Source organism: Amycolatopsis sp. NPDC051758 (assembly GCF_044453095.1).
GTDB lineage: Bacteria > Actinomycetota > Actinomycetes > Mycobacteriales > Pseudonocardiaceae > Amycolatopsis.
Genome location: NZ_JBITCJ010000022.1, coordinates 61,977 through 79,940, shown reverse-complemented (window position 1 = coordinate 79,940; position 17,964 = coordinate 61,977). Strand labels below are relative to the sequence as shown.

The window sequence follows — 17,964 nt, the reverse complement described above, 5'->3', positions numbered from 1 at the left end:
GGGGCGGCCCCCGCCCCCCCCGGGGGGGGCGGGGGCGGGGGGGGCCTGGGGGGGGGGGGGGGGGGGCCCCGGGCGGGGGGCCCGCCCGCCGGGGGGGGGGGGGGGGGGCCCGCGCCCCCCCCGGCGGTGGGGCGACACCCGCCGCGAAGCTTGACGGGTGCCGCCCGGGAAGCCCGGGCCGTGAGGCCCGGGCTGGGATCAGTCGGCCAGCTCGATCCTCCGAGGGTTCTGGCGGCCGCGGGCGATGCCGTTGCAAATGTGGTGTCGCGCCTCGGCTTCGTTCCAGCCGCCAACGCCGTTGTGCACACTCGCCGCGTCGAGCAGCACGTCGAGGGCGACGGCTTCGTCGAGGTACCCACCGCCGACCAGCTCGCCGAGTTTGGCGGCTGCCTTGAACGTGATGTCGGCGCGCTCACCCTGCGGCGCGTGGCGGACGCGGTCAGGCTCCGCGGTCAGCGGCGTCTTGAGGTAGACGTCGTATCCGCGGCCGGTGAGCTGGACGGGCACCCGCACCGGTGGCGGCGGTGGGGTCAACGCGGTGACCAACCAGGGCGGCAGCGGCGCGACCGGGATGTCGCGGGTCACCCGGTACAGGCGGTACTTGCCGTCGACCCGGCGGACCGATCCGGCGACGACGATGTTGCCGCCGTGAGCGCGGACGTCGAGGTAGGGGCCCAGGCCGCGGCCATTCGCGCCGATTGTGTTGCGCAGCTGGACCTCGGGCGGGGCCAGGAAGTAGCGGTGCTCTCCCCCGCCGGGCGTGGTCACGGTGTAGGTGTCGAGCGGGTCGGGCTGGCCGGCACGCTCGGCGAGCACCTGCAGCACGTCCCGGCCGTGCCGCGGGGCCAAGGCCGCCCAGTCCTCGGGCGGGGCGTCGTGCGCGGTGTCCAAGTCGAGCACGACCAGTCCGGCGGGGCCGCAGGCGACGCACGCGTTGTAGGCGGCGGTCTTCCACCAGTCGGCGAGTTGGTTCTCGTCGCAGGTGGCGCGGTTTTCCCAGTCGTCGATAGCCGGGTACTTCGAGTACGGGAAGACCGGGAACACCGGCCAGCCGCGCCGCGCCGCAGCCAGTGCGGCGTCGAGCCGGGTCCGGGCGGATCCGGTGCGTGGACGGATGGTGCGTCTCCTGGTCGATGTGGTCATGGTCAATATCCCCCTTCGGGATGACGGTAGGCGGGACGGGGGTCAGCGCGCAGAAGGTTTGCGCTGGTCAGGTCGGCGGTGCAGTCGTCGGCGGTTGAGGCGGCTGCGGTGACGCAGCCGCGGGGACATCCGGCGCCGGCGGTCGATGCCGGTGCAGGTGGGCGTGTTTTCGTGGGCGGGACGCCCGCAGGTGGGCATGGGAATCTCCTGGGTTGAGAAGGGAAGGGCCGCTCGGGCGGGCGGGTGCGCCGCCCGCCCGAGCGGGTGGTCAGCGCGTGCTTGTGATGAGTGCGCAGGCGAACGCGATCCGCGGGAGCAGGAACTCCTTGGTGTCGGCCGGAATCTCGATCTTGTTGTTCCGGCCGTGGTAGCGCAGCCGGTCGGTCGAGGCCTCGGTGAGCAGCAGGCTGAACTGCTTCGCCGCGGGGTCGACGGCCTGCACCGTGCCGGTCAGCCCGGCCAGGTACTTCCGCTGCATGTCGGCCAGCATCACCGAGTCGCCGCGCTTGAGGTCGGCGGCGAGCTGGTCGGTGCGCCGCGCGCGGGCGGTGCTCAGCTCGGTCAGTTGCTGCTCGGTCGCCTGAGTCAGCAGGTAGCCGATGAGGTCGGCGAAGGCTTCGTCCACGCCGGTGGCCGTGAACGCGCCCAACGGCATACCGCTGAGCTGGTAGCGCTCGACGTCGGCGGCCCCGGGATAGGCGGATGCACCCCTGCCAGTGGCCAGGGCCTTGGTCGAGCTCTGGGTCAGCAGAAGGTCGGCGTACTTGTCGTCGTAGATCGCCTGCACGGTGCCGGTCAGGCCGGTGGCGTAGCGCATGCCGTCGATCTGGCCGGTGATCTCGATGTCGGCGCCGACGGTGACCAGCGCGGCGCGCAGGTCACGCAGGATGCCGTGCCGCAGCGAGATGGCGTGCCGCAGGCGATGGACCTGCGGATGGGTGAGGTGGTCGCGGACGTGGGCCAGGGCTTCGTCGTACTGCAAGGGAACTCCGTCGGGTTCGGCGATGGGTGGGACGGCCCTGGCCAGGAGCACGCCGGCCGGCGGGTGCTCGTGAAACAACCGGGCTGCGGCTCCGTCGAACGGGGTGGGATAGCGCAGCGACCGAGCGCAGCGAGGCTTGTCCCACCCGTTCGGCGTGGGCGGGCGCCTTCGGCGGTGAGCCGCCGGCCGGCGTGCTGGTCTTGGGGCCGTCCACCCTGGACGGACCGGACGGGTTCACTGCGGAGTGCAGCTGGAACGCGCGCGGGGCCGCGTGATGCGGCCCCGCTGGCGGGGCGTTATCAGTGGCGGGCGCCGGCGTCGAGCACCACCGCGCCGAGTTCGTCGACGAGCAGCTGCACCACCTCCGCGTGTTGGTCGTCGGTGAGGTCGGTGGACGGTGCGGCGTTCTGGGGGGGCATCGGCAGGCCTCCTGGGCTCGGGTGTGAGGGGTCGTGTGCGGACGGGCTGGGTGCCTGAAGTGGTCGAGCGACCCGGTGGCCGACGGACTTCTCCGTCGGCCACCAGGCCGTTCGGTCAGGCGGGGACGGGCTGCGCGGACGTGACGGCCGTAGCGGGGCGGCGGTGCGGAACGAACGCGGACAAGTGCGTCGCGCGCAGCGTGTTGGTGTGCACCAAGCCGGCCCACACGTACACAGCCGTCATGACCAAGGTGGAGTGGCCATCGAACGCCATGCCGGTGACCAGGTAGCCCCCGGCGATGATGTGGTGGTTGACGTCGTCGATATCCAGGGCTCGGACGCGTGTGATCATCGTGGTGAGGTGCTGACGCATCTGGTGGGTCCTTCCCGTTCCTGGTGGTGTTGCGGGGACGGGCGCTGTGCGAGCGGGGCTGGCCGCGGCGCGGAAAGGGTGGGCCGAAGGCCCATCGCGTGCGACGCCGAAGGCGCCCTTGGAGCAGAGCGGACTGGTCTGCTGGCATCTGCTCGTCCTCGTGGCGACGCCGGGGCGGAAGACCCGGCGCCGCCATCGGCGAGGCGACGATCAGGGTTGACCGTGACCGATCGCCGTCCGCGGCCTCCGTTCAGCACTAAGCCCCGGATCGAGGCTCAGCGCGGCGGTCCAGCTGCGCCGGCCACCGCAATCAAGACAGGTGACATGGGCGGTGTCGGTGCCGCCCCCGTACCGTCGACGTCTGATCAGAGACACACACGCACGCGCCGGAAGCCGACGGCAGCCAGCACCTCGATCAGTTCGGTGAACACCCGTGCGTGATCCATTCCGTTCGGCGGTGGGCGTCTCCGCGTCTTCAGCAAGCTTCTCGGGCAGGTCATGCAGTCGTCGACGCCGGTCGGGTCGTTGGGATGAACAGTGCGTCGGAAGCGGATCAGGTGAAGGTGGGGAAGGTGCCGAGGGTGGCGACGACCTGGGCGACGGCGGCGGGCACGTCCATGACGGCGAACACGGCGTAGCCGCCGAGTTCGGTGTTGGCGACCGCTGCGACCGTGGCGCACAGCACCGCATCGCACTGGCCAAGGTTCCACTTCTCGAACGAGACCTCCGCCTGCGACAGCAGCCGCCACGCGGTCGGGCAGTACAGCCGGAGCACCTCGGGCCACGCGCGCTCCGGTACATCGAGGTGGCCACAGTGCAGTGCGGCCACCACCGCGACGACTGACGCCGTGCCGGAGAGGACGTGCGCCCAATTCGGCTCGAACTCCTCGACCGGGCGATACCGCTTGAGCCGACCGGTCAGCGCGGGCAGGACCTCCCCTGCCTCGCGCTCGGCATTGCGATACAGGTCGCGAGGCACGGGCTTGAACGTGGTCATCGGAAGGTCGTCCTTTCGTACAAATGCGCAGGTTGTCCTCGCTGGCGGCGGTGCTGACCAATTCGCCGTCGTGGCGAGCGCGGGTACACCGCGCCCGTGTCCCATCGGGTCGGACGCGCGGGCCGCCCGCCCCCCGCGGAGGGAGCGGGCGGCCCGGCGTTCAGCGCGTGAGGGTGCGGCCGGCGAACTGACGCCGCAGGCTGCGCCGGTGGGCAGCGGCGATGAGGGTGAACGCCTCGGTGAGTTCGGATCGCAAGCTCAGCAGCGACGCCAGCGCGACGATCAGCCGCGCGGCATCGGAGCCGGTCAGCTGAACCTCTGTGCGGCTGGCCAGGTGCGTTGGGGTCGACAGTGCGAGGTAGCTATCGTCGTAGTTGGCGTGGTGCACCGACAGCTCGGCGGTGACGGGCCAGACGACCTCGGTGTCGAGGACGACGCTGGGGGCGACGACCGGGATGTCGATCCGCCGGCCTGACGGGCGGGTCGCGTCGGGGACTTCGACGCCCGGCAGGGCGAGCAGGTGGTCGGCGAGGTCGACGGCGACGTCCTTGTCGAGGAGTTCGCACTGCACTTCGAGGCCGATGGTGTCGGACCGGTGATACGGGAGGGCGGTGACGCGGTCCTGTTCGACCTGCAGCAAGACGGGCAGGTCCGGTGCGGGGCGTCGGGGGTGGAAGGTCCAGTGCTGGCCGAGAGCGATCGGCATGGCGGGGTCGCGGTGTGCGGGCACGGGGAAGCTCCTGTCGAAGCGGAGAAAGAGGGTTCGGCGGCAACGGCGGTGGAGGGCGGGGCTGCGGCGGTGGAGGGCGGCTGGTCAGCCGCCGTAGACGGCAAGGCCGTAGGGCTTGCCGTCGCGGTCGGCGTAGACGCCGTGCCGGGAGTGGTCGGTGGCCACCGTGCGGACCCGGCGGACCTCGGCCGCGGTGGCGCCTTCGGGAACGTCGTAGGTGACCGGGCAGTCCGCGCAGCTGAAGACGTCGGTGTTGCGGAAGCGCCACTGGACGAAGGCGTCGAGGACGCTTAGGAGCTTCGGCCTGGCAGTCGGAGTGGTCTGGCGGTGGCGGGCCATGTCGGTCCCTCTCTGCGGTGGTGGAGCTGACGGGCCCTGGCCCCAGCGCGCCGGGTGGGGGTCCGCGCTTGCGCGGACGGCCAAGTCCGCAGGCTCGGCCGGTCGACGTGGACCGCGCTACACCCGACCGCCGGCGAACAACCCGACCGCACAGCGCGGTTCATCTCGACCGGCCGGGCCGGAGGACTTGGACGCTCGCCCCCGCCCGATGTGCTGACCTCGTGCGTCAGGTTCGGTGCCGCCGTAGTGCGGCACCGGCTTCCCCGCGAGGGATGAACGCCGGCACCGTTTCTGGCCAAAAAGTGGACAACGGGGCCACCACCTGGTGGGGCTGCGGTGCGGGCAGCCCCACCAGGCGATCCGGGTCAGGCCGCCAGGTCGGCGCTGACCTCGTCGGCTTCCTGCGGCTCCGCCTCGACAACCGCGCCGTCGTCCGTTGCCTCCGGCTGAGGCTCGGCGACCTCGTGCTGGCCGTCCTCGGCACCCGGTTCGCCGTCGTCCTCGATGTCGACGTCGTCGACCACGCCCAGGTCGGTGGCGTCGCCGATCTCGATCGCCGTGTCCTTCTCGGCGGGCTGGAGCACGAGCTGCTCGACGGGAGAGAGGGGGTAGCCCCAGCTCTTCAGCTGGGTGAAGTACGCCTGCGCCTCCTGCGTCGGGCCGCGCCAGGTGTGCGTGCCGGTGCTCTTCTCGAGCGCGGCGACCAGCAGCGCCACAGTCAAGGTGGTGGCGCGGGCCGGGCTCGCGTTCGCGGCCGCGGCCGCGATGACGTGCTTGTCCCGCCGGTAGTAGGCGGCGACCTCCTGCTTCGGCATGCCGAGCAGCTCGATGGCCAGCGCGTGGTCGCTCTCCATCGCCTTGCGCACGGGGTGGCTGCCGTCGGCCAGCATCTGCGCGACCCACCGGATCCCGTCCTTCGGCGCGCCCTTGCGACCGAAGAGCTTCTCCTTGAGCCACTTGCGGCGGACGGTTTCCGCCGAGCGCCACTTCTTGTTGTTCGCGACGACCTGCTTGCGCTCGGCTTTCTGCTCGGCGGTCATCGGCCCGGGCTTGGCACCCATGGAGCTGCTGTAGCTGTAGCGCGCGGGGTGGCCGTGGGCCTTGACATCGGTGCAGACGTAGAAGATGCCATACCGCTCGGCGACCGGGCGCCAGCTGCCCCGGCTGCCGACGAACGCGGCGTGGCCGGGGCAGGTCTGGTGGGCTCCGACGGTCAGTTCGGTCCCGTCGGCGGCGTCGGCGTTCGGGCGCAGCGAGTCCAGCTTGCGGATCAGGCCCTCGTGCAACGAGTCCGGCCGCTCGATCACAGCCACGCCCTGTGCTTTGACCTGGTCCGCGAGCTCCGCGCGGATTCGCTCTTCCTCGAGCTTGTCGCGCCACTGCTGGGCGACGTGGTCGAACTGCTCGGGCCGCTTGGTCGCCGCCGCCTTCAGCTCCTTGACCGCTGCCTCGTTGCCCTCGAACTCCGCAATCACCGCAGCGTGAACCAGGTTCTCGATCTCGCCGGTGGCCAGCAGGTCCACGGCGACGGCGCTGCGGGCCACGGCGACCGCGGTCTTGACCCGCTTGGTGCCGATGTGCCGCCTCTTGGCGATCTGCCCCGCCGACAGGCCAAGGTCGAGCAGTTCCTGGGTGGCGCGCACCTCGTCGGCGTCGGTGTTCCCTTCGCGGTGTTCGTTCTCGCCGAGCTGGTCGATGATCCGGTCGATCTCGCGCTGCACGTCATCGGTGATCAGCTCCGGTTCGACCAGCACCGGCACGAGCTTGTGCGTGGGCTCGGTGTCCTTGGCCATGGCCCTGTTCCACACTTCGACTGAGGCCAGCGTGCGCCGCTGGCCCTTGCGCACGACCAGCCGGCCGGGTGCTTCTTCGCGTACGGGGATGGGCTCGCGGACGCCGCGGTCCTGGATGTCGTCGACGAACCACTTCGGCAGGTCGGGCTTCGTGCGGGTGTTCACTCCGATGATCAGCTGCCGGGGGTCGACGTAGCGCAGTTCGACGGCGGGGGTCTGCTCCCCAGCGGTGGCGGCGGGGGTCTCGCTGCTCACCTGCTCGGGCACGACGTCGACGGGCACGGTCGGGGTGTCCTCGACGGCAATTTCGGTCGTGGTCACTGTTGTTCTCCCTGGTTTGTGCGGACGGAATTCGATGAACTCCGGCGCGTTGAACGAATTCGCCGTTTTCTGACGACGAATTCGCGTGAGCGCTGCCCCGCGTGCGGGACGCACTCGATTCGGCGGGAGCGGCCGAAGGCTGGGGCGAGGGTTGCGGCCTCGCCCATGCCGGCGTGAACCAGCCAGGGATTCCGTTTACTTACTGGGGTTCTTCGCGATCTGGTTCACCCGTGCTGGGTCGGGTCTGCGCCCTCGCCTCGGCAGGCCGTCCCCGCTAGAGTGCGTCGTCTCGCACGCGGGGCCGCTCACGAAATTCGCGGCTCTGGGCACAGGAACCCGCGCGGCGCGAAATGGCCACCGAGGATCCATTTCGCGCACTGTGACCAGCGGTTCAGAATGAACCTGGGACGCGTAGAATTACCGCCACCACGGTGCCATCGAGCCGGTGGCGGTCCGCCTGACCGAGCCTCCCAGCGCCTGACCGAGGCTCCCGGAAGGCATGCCGACCGAGCGCAGGTACCTTCCTCAGCCGCGACCCAGAGACGGGTTGCGACCTGGGCAAACCAGACAGATTCAAATCATATGGTTTCAGTACGCCGGATGGAGCGGACTTGCGGCTCGCCGCCGTCCTGAGCGTCGATCGAGCCGGCAGCGCGGTTTGTGGTGTGGCGTTGGTCGAAGCAGCAGCGCAACGTCCGTGGGCGCCGGTGAGCTCGACTCGCCGGTTGCTACGAGACGCTGAGCTTGGACAACCTGAAGGAGATGCTTGCCCACTGGCCGTTCGAGCGCCCGGCTGACTCAGGCCGATCCTGTCGCGCGCGTCGCATGCTGCATCGGGCTGAGGAGCGGCTGCGTACCGGCAGGGAGTCGGATGGCGCGCGGTCGTGGAACGAATCGCCGTGCTCGTCGCGACAACGGCGCCCCAGCGCCCAGCCGGGCACGATACGCAAGTCGTGCCATCGCCACTGTTCCGCACCGGCTTCCCCGCCGCGGCCAGGGTCGTCCACCAGGTGGGGCACCTGCACCGACTCCGCAATCAGGGCGGTCGGCGCGGTGACCGGGACCTCGCGGACTCGGACCCAGCACATGGTCAGCGGCAGCGTCGAGCGTGCGACGTCCGGTGCGATCCGCGGCGAACACCGGGCAGTCGTCGCAGTTCCCGCCTGCGTGGCAACGGCCGAAGCCGCACCACCGGGCACGTCGAGTGTCGAGCGACTCGAGCAGGGTCGGGTAGTTGGCAGGCCGCATTGGTCGGACCGAGATCGGGCCGATGGACAGGCGTTTCAATCCGCCGCGGTCTGGTCCTCCGGGCAGGTGTCGCGGGGTGGGAAGGTAGATCGGCACGGTATTCCCCGTTCCATGGCTCTCGAACTGGGTTCCGGCCTGGCCGGGCCGGGCCGGTCAGCTCGGGTCGTCGCCGAGGTCGTGCTGCTGGTCAGCACAGATCCGTTCGATCAGGCCTTGCTGAAAGGCGACGGTGTCCCGCCATTGACTGAAGCGGGCTTCCTGCGCTTCCCGGATCCGGGCTACGGTCGGTTTCCGATCTGGACCAGGTTGATCGGCCGGATGATCTTGTAGCTCAGCCACGCCATCCGCTCCTTGCTGCAGGAGTGGCAGAGCGGCGATTCTCCTGCGGCTGATGGCTTTCGGGCACGACGAAGCGCTCCTTCGGGTGGTTGGTCGGGTGGTGAGAGCGGACGACGCGACGGCGCCCCGCTCGGGCCGAACTGGCCGGGTGGGCGCACCCCGGTCCCACGGCGCAGGGCGCGCGGAACCGGAGTGCTGGCCAAGGGGGGTTAGTCCGGATCGGAGATGCCGAGGGCGTTGCGCAGGTCAGCGGCCAGGTGAAGCGTGGTCGCGAGGTAGGCGATCGTGTCGCCCTCGTTGTCGCGGGGGGCCTCGTGGATCTCGCCGAGATACACGAAGCGCTGGTCGTCGCCCCGGCCAGTCGGGGCGAAAAACGAGAGGTAGATGCCGAAGGGCGGACAGAGCTCGACGACGGTGTATGTCTCCGGGTGACTGAACCTGATTCCGCCGGTGGGCTCGTGGTAGGTGCGGATGAAGCCGCGCCCGCCGAGCAGGGCGGTCAGCTGGGCGTCGAGCTGCTTGCGGCTGGCCATCTTCGCCCGGATCTCCGCGACCATGTCGCTCACGCGAGAGCCTTCCCGGACAGGTGCGCGTCGAGCCGCGTCAGCTTGATGGCGATCAGGCCGGCAGTGAGCACGACGCCGTCGAGGTGGGCGAGCCTCCTGGAAATGATGTCCCGGTGCGGGCGTTTCTCTTGTGACTGCAGGTTTTCGGGCACGACGAAGTGCTCCTTCGGGTAGTTGGTCGGGTCGTGAGAGCCGAATACACGGCAGCGTCCCGCGCCCGCCGGACTGGCCGGCCGGGCACGGGGCGCCCGGGTGTTGCTCAGAACGGAGGCTCGTCGGAGAAGCCGCCGCCGCTTCCCGCCGGGGGCGCGGAACCCCACGGGTCCTCGGACGCGGTACCCCCCGAGGGAGCACCGCCGCCGAAGTCGCCGCCGCCGCCACCGCGGCTGACCTTGTTGACCTTGGCCGTGGCGTAGCGCAGCGAGGGGCCGATTTCGTCGACCTCGAGCTCGACGACGGTGCGCTTCTCGCCTTCCTTCGTCTCGAACGACCGCTGCTTCAGGCGGCCCTGCACGACGACGCGAGCGCCGCGGGTCAGGGACTCGGCGACGTTCTCCGCCGCCTGGCGCCAGATGTTGCAGCGCAGGAACAGCGCCTCGCCGTCCTTCCACTCGCCCGACTGCTTGTCGAGCATGCGGGGCGTGGACGCGACGGTGAAGTTCGCGACCGCCGCACCGGCGGGGGTGAAGCGAAGTTCCGGGTCGGAGGTGAGATTTCCGATGACGGTAATGACCGTGTCGCCTGCCATGAGGTGCTCCTTGATCTGGTCGCAGCGGATCGCCGCTGCCGAGCTGGGTGTTTGTCAGGGCCCCGTGGGGCGCGCTCGACCAGGGACCGGGCGAGGAGGGGTGTCAACCGCGCAGAGCACGGAAGGTTTTCTGCTCGGGCCGAAGGCTTGAGCGTGGGAGAAAAGCTTTCGTGGGGCGGTTGACGCTCAGCCGCGTTCGGTCCAGAGTGCTCAGCCCCATGTGGCCGGTGACGAACTCCCAGGTGCCAGAGGCTCGGTTCGTGACCGGGCGGAGGAACAGCAAATGTCGAGCGACCGGAAGACCGGGCCGCTCGGTCCACTCGGTTCGGTGAGCCGACCGCCGGTCAGGCGCTAGGTGAGGTGGTGACGTTTCTGGGTGACATGCTCGGCTTCGTCCATGTGTCGGCTCCCGGTTGTGATCTCTCGCCAGCGGGCCTGGCGATCCGATCCCCTGGCGTTGGGTGCAGAGCCGGCATGACCGGCGGAGGACCGGCAAGGATTTCGCGCGTCGCGCTCCGTCGAGCGGTTGTGATCGCGCGCAGCGCGACCGAGCGGGAGCGAGGCTGGTCTCCCCCGGTCAGCATGGGTAAGACTTCGACGCGTGGGGTCGCGTCGTCCAGGTTCGGCTCAATGAGCGTGACCAGGACCGGCGGCAACCACTGGACTGCGGCCGCGCCGGGTTCCCGGAGTTGGCCGCCTGGTGGGGTGTCCCGGGTCCACGGAAATCTGGCTTCTCGCGGCCCCGGGGTCGACCTCACGGGTGATCGAGTGGCTCCGGCGGCGGGGTCGACCGGCCGAGATCTTCGTTGACCAGCGAGGACGGGATGTGGCCGTAGTTGTCGACCGGGCTGGCGTTGCCGTGGTTGCCGCGGGCCCACCAGTAGTGCAAGGCGAAGTCCCGTTCTGCATCGTAGGGATTGCGCGTGTACTGCGCGGCGGTCTTCGGATGCGGCCAGCGATCGTCATTGAACGCGCGCCGGCCTTCGTTCCACGCCTGCTGCCACGCAACGATCGGCGGCTCGGCCGTTGAACTCACGATCGGCATGGCCGGTGGCACCTCGAGGGTGCCTTGCTGGGCGAGCAGGTTGTCGATGTTCTCCATCGCGATGGAGGCCGGGAGTTCGTCTTGGCTCCATGCCGCGCACTGCTCGCGGACTTCCCGCAGGAGGTTTTCGGTGGTACGAAACTCGCTGTTGGTGCTCATCATTGTGGCCTTCCGGGTCTGAGGTGGGGTCCTGTGCGGAGTGGTCCGCCGCTGCCGAACCGTGGGAGGTCAGGCATGCATCGGGAGGGCCTTGCCGAGCGCCTCGGCGCGCCAGGAGGGGACTCTCCGAGGCGGGGAGGGTCCTATAGCGTTGGGTTTTGCCGTAGGGACCTTCGATCGGCTCGGCGAGGTCGAGGTGCCGTTCGAGCCACGACGGCGAACCCATTCGACCGCACTCTGATGACACGAGGCGCCCCTGCGTATTGGAACACGCAGGGGCGCCTCGAATGACTAAATCTAGCCACCGCTAACGCGGAGTCATGAAATCAGTTAATTACACTGGGGGCACGCGCCGGATTCCGACTCGAAGGCGCCGTGATAGAAGCACGTTCCCGACACGGACGGAACAATCTTGTTCAGAATGAATGAAAAGGCGTCGATGGCCGTCTTCCGAGCCAGCTTCATTTGTCTCCTTCAACATACAGGCTGCCATTGACTCACTAAGTCCGGCTCTGATCCAGTGTCTAATTCGGGAACCTGGCAGCCGCTGTGGTTTGAGGGCGACGTCAGCAGGGCAGGCTTCGGCCGGACCGGCCGGGGCGTCGCGCTCGGCCGACCGGGGCGGGGATCGCGCGCAGCGCGACCGAGCGCAGCGAGGCTGCTCTCCCCCGGTCGGCTGGGCTGGCGGCGCTTCGGGCGCAGCCGGCGGGAGCCTGCCAGCGTCGGCGAGCCCTCAGGTCACGGCGGATGTCAAGGTAGCCGAGTGTCGTCGGGCGGCACGAGAGACCGATGGACCTCCACTCGGGATCGGAGGGCTGAGCGGCTGCGTACGACCCCGCGCTGCGGGAGCGGGTCCAGGCGCACCGCGGACGCGGCTGCGTCGCTGCTGGAAAATCTGCTGACGTGCAGGGCGCGGCGGCACTTCGACATCGCGGTCAAGGCCAGGCTTATGGGAGCGGAGTATCGCGCCACTTCTGATCCGCTGTTGTGCGACAGGCCCGCACGACACCGGTCGTGCCGTTGGGGAAAACGCTCGTTGGCCGGCCATAGGGTTCGCGCCGCCCACAACCCCCGGGGACCGGCGCGGGGCGCGCCTCGGCATGGGCGCAGGCGCGTCCCATCAAGTCACTCGGCTTGCTCCGGGGGCGCGTCGACCAAGGTTACCCGGGGACGCAGCAGCACGTGGGCGTCGTCCGGGCCGCGCCAGTGCTCGTCGATCAAGATCCTTTTGCGGAGCGACCAGCCCTTCCCGTAGGCCTGGTCGCGCCAGAACGGCCCGACCTGAGATCGGACGCCGACCTTGCGTCCGGAGGAAGTGGCCGCCTTGCCGGAGGAGCCGCGGATCCGGCGATGGATGCTGACCACGCGAACCGGCGGCAGGGTGCGTCCTGCCCGTTCGGCGCGGCGACGTTCGGGCCGCGGCGCGCGCTCTTCGGTGATCTCGACGTGCACGGGCTGCTGGATGAGCAGCCACGTCGCCAGCACGGTCTGGATCCAGCCCAACGTACGACCGTGCGCGATGACGCCGGTGACTTCGTCCGAGGGGACGTACCGGGAAACCGTGGTGAGTTCCGGTTCGCCCGCCGACCAGCACAGCAGGGCCTCGTCGTCCCACAGCAGCGGCGGTGTGTGCTGTTCGGCGTGCCACCGGGCTTGAGCCGGGGACATCCCACCGTCGATGGCCTCCTGCACCAGCTGCTCGATCGCCGGCGCCGCCCAGAAGGTCAGCCACACCGCGCCCGCCTCCGGTTCGCAGTGAGCGGATCGGCCCCACGAGCAAGCCACGATCGGCACGTTCGCGCCGTAGCCGTCTTCCACGTGCCCGATCGGGGTTTCGAACACCAGGAAGCCCTGTTCGCACGGCAGGTCTTCGGGCCGGATCGACCAGTCCGGCAACAGCGCTCCGGTGCCACGAGCTTTCGCGGTCATCGCGGCGTCGACCGCGAACAGCTGCGCGTCGCGCAATCGGCTGGCTTCCTCGTCGTGCAGGATGACTGCGGATTCCAGCGGAGTCGCCGCCGCCGGGATGATCGTGCCGCGGCCTTCTGCAAGGGAGCTGGTGGTGATCGCCAGCGCGTACGGGTTGATCACCCATTCCTGCAGAAGGTCGTGCAGGGCCGGGATTTCCGCTGGACGTGGTGGTTTCCAGGACGCCGCGGTGGAGTCCGGAACGGCATCGGCGGTGACGGGCATGACCGGCCCTTTCTCGGGGCGCTGGGTGGACGAGCGCGGGCCGAGCGGGCCGGCGGGGACGTCGGCGTGGGGTGACCGCGTGCGGTCATCGCCGTAGGCGACGCGCAGCGCCCTTCCCGACGTCCCGGGCGGCGCGCTGCACTTCGTCGTTCACCCGGTGCGGCCGACGGGACATCCCCGTCGACCGCGCCGTCAGCACGGGGCTGATCAGGCGAATTCCCTGGTCCAGGAGTGTCCGCCGATGCCAGTACCGGCCGTCCTTGTCGGGCTCGACGCGGACGGGGGTGTAGCCGGGCTCGTCTTCCCACTGGGACTCGATGACAACGACCGTGCGGCCGTCCCAGTAGGCGCGGTCAGAGCCTCCGGGGAACGCCACGTAGGTCTCGTTCACCCAGTCGACGACGTATCCGGCGACCTCGCGCCGAAAGCGCGGGATCGCAGCACCGTTCCAGTGTTCGTCGGCGTCGACGAGCGCAGGGAACAACGGGGCAAGGTCCGGCGGACGCCGGCCGCGAAGCGGCTTGCCCTGCCCCGCACCGATGGGTCTGCTGCCGTGGGCGGTTCAGCGCGCCGGAGCCGGGGCGGACGCGCGCAAGGTGGTGCGGCGCTGGCGGACGTCGACGCGGATGATCGGCATGGTCGCCGGGATCCGCTGCAGGGCTTGCCAGGTCCCGCCGGACCGGCGTTCGGGGTCGACCACGGCGACGATCGCGTCGCAGTCGCGGATCAGCCAATCGCTTCGGGCGTGCAGGACCCGCACGCTGAATTCGGTGCCGAGCGTGTCGACTCTGGCGGCGTAGCTGCGGGCGGCGGTCAGCCGATCGCGCCAGTCCTGCGGCCAGCGGCCGTCGTGGCCGCGGTAGGGCTGGTAGAGCCACACCGGGATGTCGACGTCGTGGGCGGCTTCAGCCCAGAGCAGGTCGGCGCCGGCGGCGGCGCCGCTGATCGCGACCTCCATGCCGCGGTCTGCGGTGAGCTTCCCGGCGATCCGCCGCAGTTCGTCGGCAAGCCACGGCTCGCAGCCGGGCGGCAAACCGTGCGGACGATGACCCGATAACGCAACCCGCGACCAGCGTCCGGCCAGCTCGGGATTGAGCTGCGCGCGGCGGCGCATCAGGTACCGGCCCAGTAGGTTCTTCCCGGGAACCGGCTGGTGCCGCGGGCAGGAGCAGCAACCCCAGATCTGGTCATGCCAGGTGTTGCGCTCGATCAGGCACGCGGTGCCGGTGGCCACCAGCCGCTCGGCCAGCACCGGATCGCCGAACTTCGCCTCGAGCACCTGCTGCATGACGACGTAGCGGTGCAGGTCGTCCCAGCCGCGGCGCAGCGGGACCCGGCGGCCGCGGCGTTTCGCCTCGCCCGGGGACGGCGCAGCTGCGATCCAGACGCGCCGCTGCAGGTCGAGGGTCTTACCGGCGTTGTAGGCAGCCTCGCCGCTCGGGTAGAGGTCGCCGTCCCAGGTCAGCGGGTATTCGTAGAAGTTGCTGAGGAACAGGTGGTCGCCGGCGAAGCCGTTGACGAGGCCGAGCATGGGCGCGCGCTCCGTTCGGTGGTGGGTGGTGACGGGCGAACGCCCAGCAGCCGGGCCCGGGGCGGGCAAGGGTTCCCGCGTCAGCGGCGCCTTGCGCCCTTGCTGACCGCCCCGGGCCCGGCTGCTGCGCTGTCGGTCAGCAACCGGGCTCACCGTGGGAGCGCACCCGCTCCCCCTGCGGGTCAGGCCCGGCGCAAGGCGTCGACGAGCGCGTGCTCGACCTGGCGCGGAACCTCCTCGATGTCGGCGATTCGGATCGGGACCGCGCCGGTGGGACGATCGTGGTGGCATGTTCGGAGGCCAGATCCAGCACCTCGACCAGGTAGGCCGTGGACTCGACCCCGAGCCCCCAGGTGACGAGGTGGACGGCGGCGGGGGGTGCAAGTTCGAGGTCCAGCAGCTGCTCGTTTACTGCTGGACCTCGGCGGCCGCCTCCCCGCCGGGAGGGTCCGGCGGCGTCGTCCAAGTCGGCCTCGATGTCCCTGTAGGACCGCAGCGCCGTGACCTGGCGCATCAGGATGATCGGTTCGTCGCGCTCGGCGATCGCACGCTTGCGCCAGTCCGCGGCCAGCGTGTCGCCGACGCCGAGCAGTACGTTCGTGCCGAGTCCCCACAGCACGGCGTTGATCGCGCAGCACGCGACCGCGACGTGGTCGAGGTCGTTGCCTTCCCACCGCACGTTCCCCGGGTCGATGCCGGCACCGATCATCCACGCGTCGGCCGCGCGGGACATCCCGCCGGTCCCGCAGGCCGGATCGTTGATGGACGCACCGGGTTTCGGCACGTCGAGTGCCATCCGTGCCATCAGATCGGTGATGTCGGGTGGGGTGTAGTACTGGCCACGTGCCTTCGCGGACTCCGTGCGGACTGACGTCAGCACGGTACCGAGGAGATCGACGTCCCACTTGGGGTAATCGCTGAGCGCGAACAGGTCGCAGCGCAGGGCTCCACCGCGACCGCGTGCGCAGCGCGTCTGGTCTCGGGCGTCATCTCCTGGCGTCCGAGCCATGGCGCGATCAGCGGCCACGCCCGGTTCACCAGGTCCGGGCGGGACATGACGAACCGTCGCCACAGCAACCGCACCGTGTCGCTGAACTGCTCCGGCGACAGCCGGATCAGTTCAGCGACACCTCGTCCCGGTTCTTCAGCGGCGGGTTGATGAGCGACAGCACCGCCACCACGGAGACCGACGGTGTTGCCGTCCTCGACCAGCCGCTCGAGCAAGCTGTGGGTGCCGTAGAGCCTGCTGTTCGGGTTGAGCATCACGGCCGGGGCCTCCAGCAGAGGGCGACCGCGGCCTCCTCGGGGTTGTCACGCATCCGCTTCAGCGTCGCCGGAAGTGATCTGCCGCCTGAGAAGCGACACTTTCTCGCCGCAGTCGCCGTGTCTAGATGAGCCTGTGTCCTGTTCCAGCGGACTGGAACCGCTCGGCATTGGCTCCGGCGTGGGCGATCATGTGTCTCGTTTTCTCGCGACGTTGCGTGTTGTAGATCATACCGAGCCTCGGTGTCGTGAAAGACGATCGGCGCTCGTCCACACTAGATGTCCTATGTGGACTGACCTCATCCCGGTTGGCTCGTGGTCAGTTTTTCACTGCGCGGTGCTGCTTGCCGTCCCGTTGTCCGGGCAAGGTGAGCGCGACTGCGGCGACGACTACCAGGATCGCCGCGATGGCTAGGAACGCCCGTCCGTAGTCCGCGGCGAGTGCGGCAGGGGTGTCGATGTGACTTCCGGCGATGGTGACCAGCACTGCGAGGCCGAGTGCGCCGCCGAACTGTTTGGTGGTGTTCATCAGCCCGGAGGCGGCTCCGGCGTCGGCGGCCTCGACACCGGAGGTGACCGTGGTGGTGATCGGCGTGTTGAGCAGCCCACTGCCGACCGAGAACACGACCGCCGGTCCGAGGATTCCGGCGAGGTAGCCGCTGTCCGCGGTGATCTGGCTCTGCCACCAGAATCCCGCCGCGGCGATCAGTGCCCCGACGGTGATCAGTGCCCGGCCGTCGACGTGGCGCATCAGCCATGGCGTGACGCGCACGCCGACGACGATCGTCACCAGGGTGTGCGGGAGGAAGCCCAGGCCGGTCTGTATAGGGCTGTAGTGCAGGGCTTTCTGCATGTACAGGGTCAGGAAGTACCACATCGGGTTCAGGCAGGCGCCGGCCAGCACCATGGCCAGGTTGCCCGCCGAGATCGCTCGCGACCGGAACAGGCGCAGCGGAATCAGCGGCGCAGGAGCGAAGCGGACCTCGACCACGACGAACAGCGCCACCGCGGTTGCCCCGGCGGTCAGCGCGGTGATCGTCACCGGCGCGCCCCAGCCGTGCGTGTGGGCTTGGGCGATGCCGTAGGTCAGCGACGCCAGACCAGCGGTGGCCAGCACTGCGCCAGCGACGTCGAGGCGTTGCCCCTGCCGACGCCCGTGGTCGGCGGCCAAGAAACGGACGGCCAGCAGGAGTCCGACGGCGCCGATCGGGACGTTGATCAGCAGAATCGACCGCCAGGACAGGTACTCGGTGAGCACACCGCCGACGAGGTTGCCCGCCGTGCCGCCCGCGATCCCCACGGCGGTCCAAGTCGCCAAGGCCCGCGTCCGCGAGGCGCCTTCGTCGAAGGTGGTGGTGAGGACGGTCAGGGTGGCCGGGGCGAGCACGGCCGCACCCAGCCCCTGCACCGCCCTGGCCACGATCAGCAGTGGCGCGGAGTGCGCCAGCCCGCCGGCCAGACTGGCGGCAGAGAACAGGACGAGCCCGAGGACGAAGATCCGCTTGCGGCCGAACAGATCCGCCAGCCTGCCACCGAGCAGAAGGAAACCGGCGAAGGTCAGCGCGTAGGCGTTGACCACCCACTGCAGGCCGGCCTCGTCGAACCCCAGCGCCTGCTGGATCGAGGGCAGTGCAACGTTGACCACCGAAATGTCGAGCACCACCATGAACTGCGCCGCACAGGCCAGCGCGAGCACGACCCGGCCCGCGACCCCCGGCATGTTGTCGCCTGGCGCTACCCGGCTACCGGATGTCTCACGATTTCCCAAGCCGGCT

General features: G+C 69.9%; 18 protein-coding genes. 1 reads left to right on the top strand and 17 read right to left on the bottom strand.

Features of this window, described 5'->3' with window-relative positions:
- Positions 1-198 precede the first annotated feature (198 nt).
- The 7 genes from ACIA5G_RS51410 to ACIA5G_RS51380 all read right to left on the bottom strand — a co-directional run bounded on the left by ACIA5G_RS51410 (position 199) and on the right by ACIA5G_RS51380 (position 7,097).
- Positions 199-1,143 (bottom strand): bifunctional DNA primase/polymerase, encoded by a 945-nt coding sequence (locus ACIA5G_RS51410; protein ID WP_395937451.1) that lies wholly within the window; start codon positions 1,141-1,143, stop codon positions 199-201.
- 268 nt (positions 1,144-1,411) lie between these two features.
- Positions 1,412-2,125, bottom strand: coding sequence for a hypothetical protein (locus ACIA5G_RS51405; protein WP_395937449.1), 714 nt, complete (start codon positions 2,123-2,125; stop codon positions 1,412-1,414).
- Positions 2,126-2,659: 534 nt separating this feature from the next.
- Positions 2,660-2,917 carry a hypothetical protein gene (locus ACIA5G_RS51400; protein WP_395937447.1) on the bottom strand — a complete coding sequence of 86 codons (258 nt, stop codon included), beginning with the start codon at positions 2,915-2,917 and terminating at the stop codon, positions 2,660-2,662.
- Positions 2,918-3,470: 553 nt separating this feature from the next.
- On the bottom strand, positions 3,471-3,914 hold the full coding sequence (locus ACIA5G_RS51395) for a hypothetical protein (protein ID WP_395937445.1): 444 nt from the start codon (positions 3,912-3,914) through the stop codon (positions 3,471-3,473).
- Positions 3,915-4,074: 160 nt separating this feature from the next.
- Positions 4,075-4,644, bottom strand: a complete 570-nt coding sequence (locus tag ACIA5G_RS51390) for a hypothetical protein (RefSeq protein ID WP_395937443.1) — start codon at positions 4,642-4,644, stop codon at positions 4,075-4,077.
- An 84-nt stretch (positions 4,645-4,728) separates the two neighbouring features.
- Positions 4,729-4,983 carry a hypothetical protein gene (locus ACIA5G_RS51385; RefSeq protein ID WP_395937441.1) on the bottom strand — a complete coding sequence of 85 codons (255 nt, stop codon included), beginning with the start codon at positions 4,981-4,983 and terminating at the stop codon, positions 4,729-4,731.
- Between the two features lie 365 nt (positions 4,984-5,348).
- Entirely contained in the window at positions 5,349-7,097 is a 1,749-nt protein-coding gene (locus ACIA5G_RS51380) for a chromosome partitioning protein ParB (RefSeq protein WP_395937439.1), read from the bottom strand.
- A gap of 1,359 nt (positions 7,098-8,456) precedes the next feature.
- Here ACIA5G_RS51380 and ACIA5G_RS51375 point away from each other — a divergent pair.
- Positions 8,457-8,675, top strand: coding sequence for a hypothetical protein (locus ACIA5G_RS51375; protein WP_395937437.1), 219 nt, complete (start codon positions 8,457-8,459; stop codon positions 8,673-8,675).
- Positions 8,676-8,893: 218 nt separating this feature from the next.
- Here the strand turns inward: ACIA5G_RS51375 and ACIA5G_RS51370 are convergent, their stop codons facing one another.
- The 10 genes from ACIA5G_RS51370 to ACIA5G_RS51325 form a co-directional block, all read right to left on the bottom strand.
- On the bottom strand, positions 8,894-9,250 hold the full coding sequence (locus ACIA5G_RS51370; RefSeq protein ID WP_395937435.1) for a hypothetical protein: 357 nt from the start codon (positions 9,248-9,250) through the stop codon (positions 8,894-8,896).
- Positions 9,247-9,402 (bottom strand): hypothetical protein, encoded by a 156-nt coding sequence (locus ACIA5G_RS51365; protein WP_395937433.1) that lies wholly within the window; start codon positions 9,400-9,402, stop codon positions 9,247-9,249. The genes ACIA5G_RS51370 and ACIA5G_RS51365 overlap by 4 nt, the downstream gene beginning before the upstream one ends.
- Before the next feature lie 107 nt (positions 9,403-9,509).
- Entirely contained in the window at positions 9,510-9,998 is a 489-nt protein-coding gene (locus ACIA5G_RS51360; protein WP_395937431.1) for a single-stranded DNA-binding protein, read from the bottom strand.
- Between the two features lie 754 nt (positions 9,999-10,752).
- Positions 10,753-11,202, bottom strand: coding sequence for a hypothetical protein (locus tag ACIA5G_RS51355; protein WP_395937429.1), 450 nt, complete (start codon positions 11,200-11,202; stop codon positions 10,753-10,755).
- A 1,125-nt stretch (positions 11,203-12,327) separates the two neighbouring features.
- The gene (locus ACIA5G_RS51350) at positions 12,328-13,395 is read right to left on the bottom strand and encodes a hypothetical protein (RefSeq protein ID WP_395937427.1); all 1,068 of its coding nucleotides are present in this window, start codon (positions 13,393-13,395) and stop codon (positions 12,328-12,330) included.
- 85 nt (positions 13,396-13,480) lie between these two features.
- Positions 13,481-13,879, bottom strand: a complete 399-nt coding sequence (locus ACIA5G_RS51345) for a hypothetical protein (RefSeq protein WP_395937425.1) — start codon at positions 13,877-13,879, stop codon at positions 13,481-13,483.
- Between the two features lie 78 nt (positions 13,880-13,957).
- Positions 13,958-14,926, bottom strand: coding sequence for an NADAR domain-containing protein (locus tag ACIA5G_RS51340; RefSeq protein WP_395937423.1), 969 nt, complete (start codon positions 14,924-14,926; stop codon positions 13,958-13,960).
- 136 nt (positions 14,927-15,062) lie between these two features.
- A complete protein-coding gene (locus ACIA5G_RS51335) occupies positions 15,063-15,806 on the bottom strand; it encodes an N-6 DNA methylase (protein ID WP_395937421.1) in 744 nt (247 codons plus the stop codon).
- A complete protein-coding gene (locus ACIA5G_RS51330; protein WP_395937419.1) occupies positions 15,800-16,192 on the bottom strand; it encodes a hypothetical protein in 393 nt (130 codons plus the stop codon). The genes ACIA5G_RS51335 and ACIA5G_RS51330 overlap by 7 nt, the downstream gene beginning before the upstream one ends.
- 316 nt (positions 16,193-16,508) lie before the next feature.
- Positions 16,509-17,909: an MFS transporter gene (locus ACIA5G_RS51325; RefSeq protein WP_395937417.1), complete on the bottom strand. Its 1,401-nt coding sequence runs from the start codon at positions 17,907-17,909 to the stop codon at positions 16,509-16,511.
- Between the last annotated feature and the right edge of the window lie 55 nt (positions 17,910-17,964).

What these genes read in the sequence shown, in the direction of transcription:
- ACIA5G_RS51325 (WP_395937417.1), bottom strand. Translation starts at nt 17,909, where the DNA reads ATGCCGGGGGTCGCGGGCCGGGTCGTGCTCGCGCTGGCCTGTGCGGCG.
- ACIA5G_RS51340 (WP_395937423.1), bottom strand. Translation starts at nt 14,926, where the DNA reads ATGCTCGGCCTCGTCAACGGCTTCGCCGGCGACCACCTGTTCCTCAGC.
- ACIA5G_RS51350 (WP_395937427.1), bottom strand. Translation starts at nt 13,395, where the DNA reads ATGCCCGTCACCGCCGATGCCGTTCCGGACTCCACCGCGGCGTCCTGG.
- ACIA5G_RS51400 (WP_395937447.1), bottom strand. Translation starts at nt 2,917, where the DNA reads ATGCGTCAGCACCTCACCACGATGATCACACGCGTCCGAGCCCTGGAT.
- ACIA5G_RS51385 (WP_395937441.1), bottom strand. Translation starts at nt 4,983, where the DNA reads ATGGCCCGCCACCGCCAGACCACTCCGACTGCCAGGCCGAAGCTCCTA.
- ACIA5G_RS51355 (WP_395937429.1), bottom strand. Translation starts at nt 11,202, where the DNA reads ATGAGCACCAACAGCGAGTTTCGTACCACCGAAAACCTCCTGCGGGAA.
- ACIA5G_RS51360 (WP_395937431.1), bottom strand. Translation starts at nt 9,998, where the DNA reads ATGGCAGGCGACACGGTCATTACCGTCATCGGAAATCTCACCTCCGAC.
- ACIA5G_RS51410 (WP_395937451.1), bottom strand. Translation starts at nt 1,143, where the DNA reads ATGACCACATCGACCAGGAGACGCACCATCCGTCCACGCACCGGATCC.
- ACIA5G_RS51395 (WP_395937445.1), bottom strand. Translation starts at nt 3,914, where the DNA reads ATGACCACGTTCAAGCCCGTGCCTCGCGACCTGTATCGCAATGCCGAG.
- ACIA5G_RS51375 (WP_395937437.1), top strand. Translation starts at nt 8,457, where the DNA reads ATGGCTCTCGAACTGGGTTCCGGCCTGGCCGGGCCGGGCCGGTCAGCT.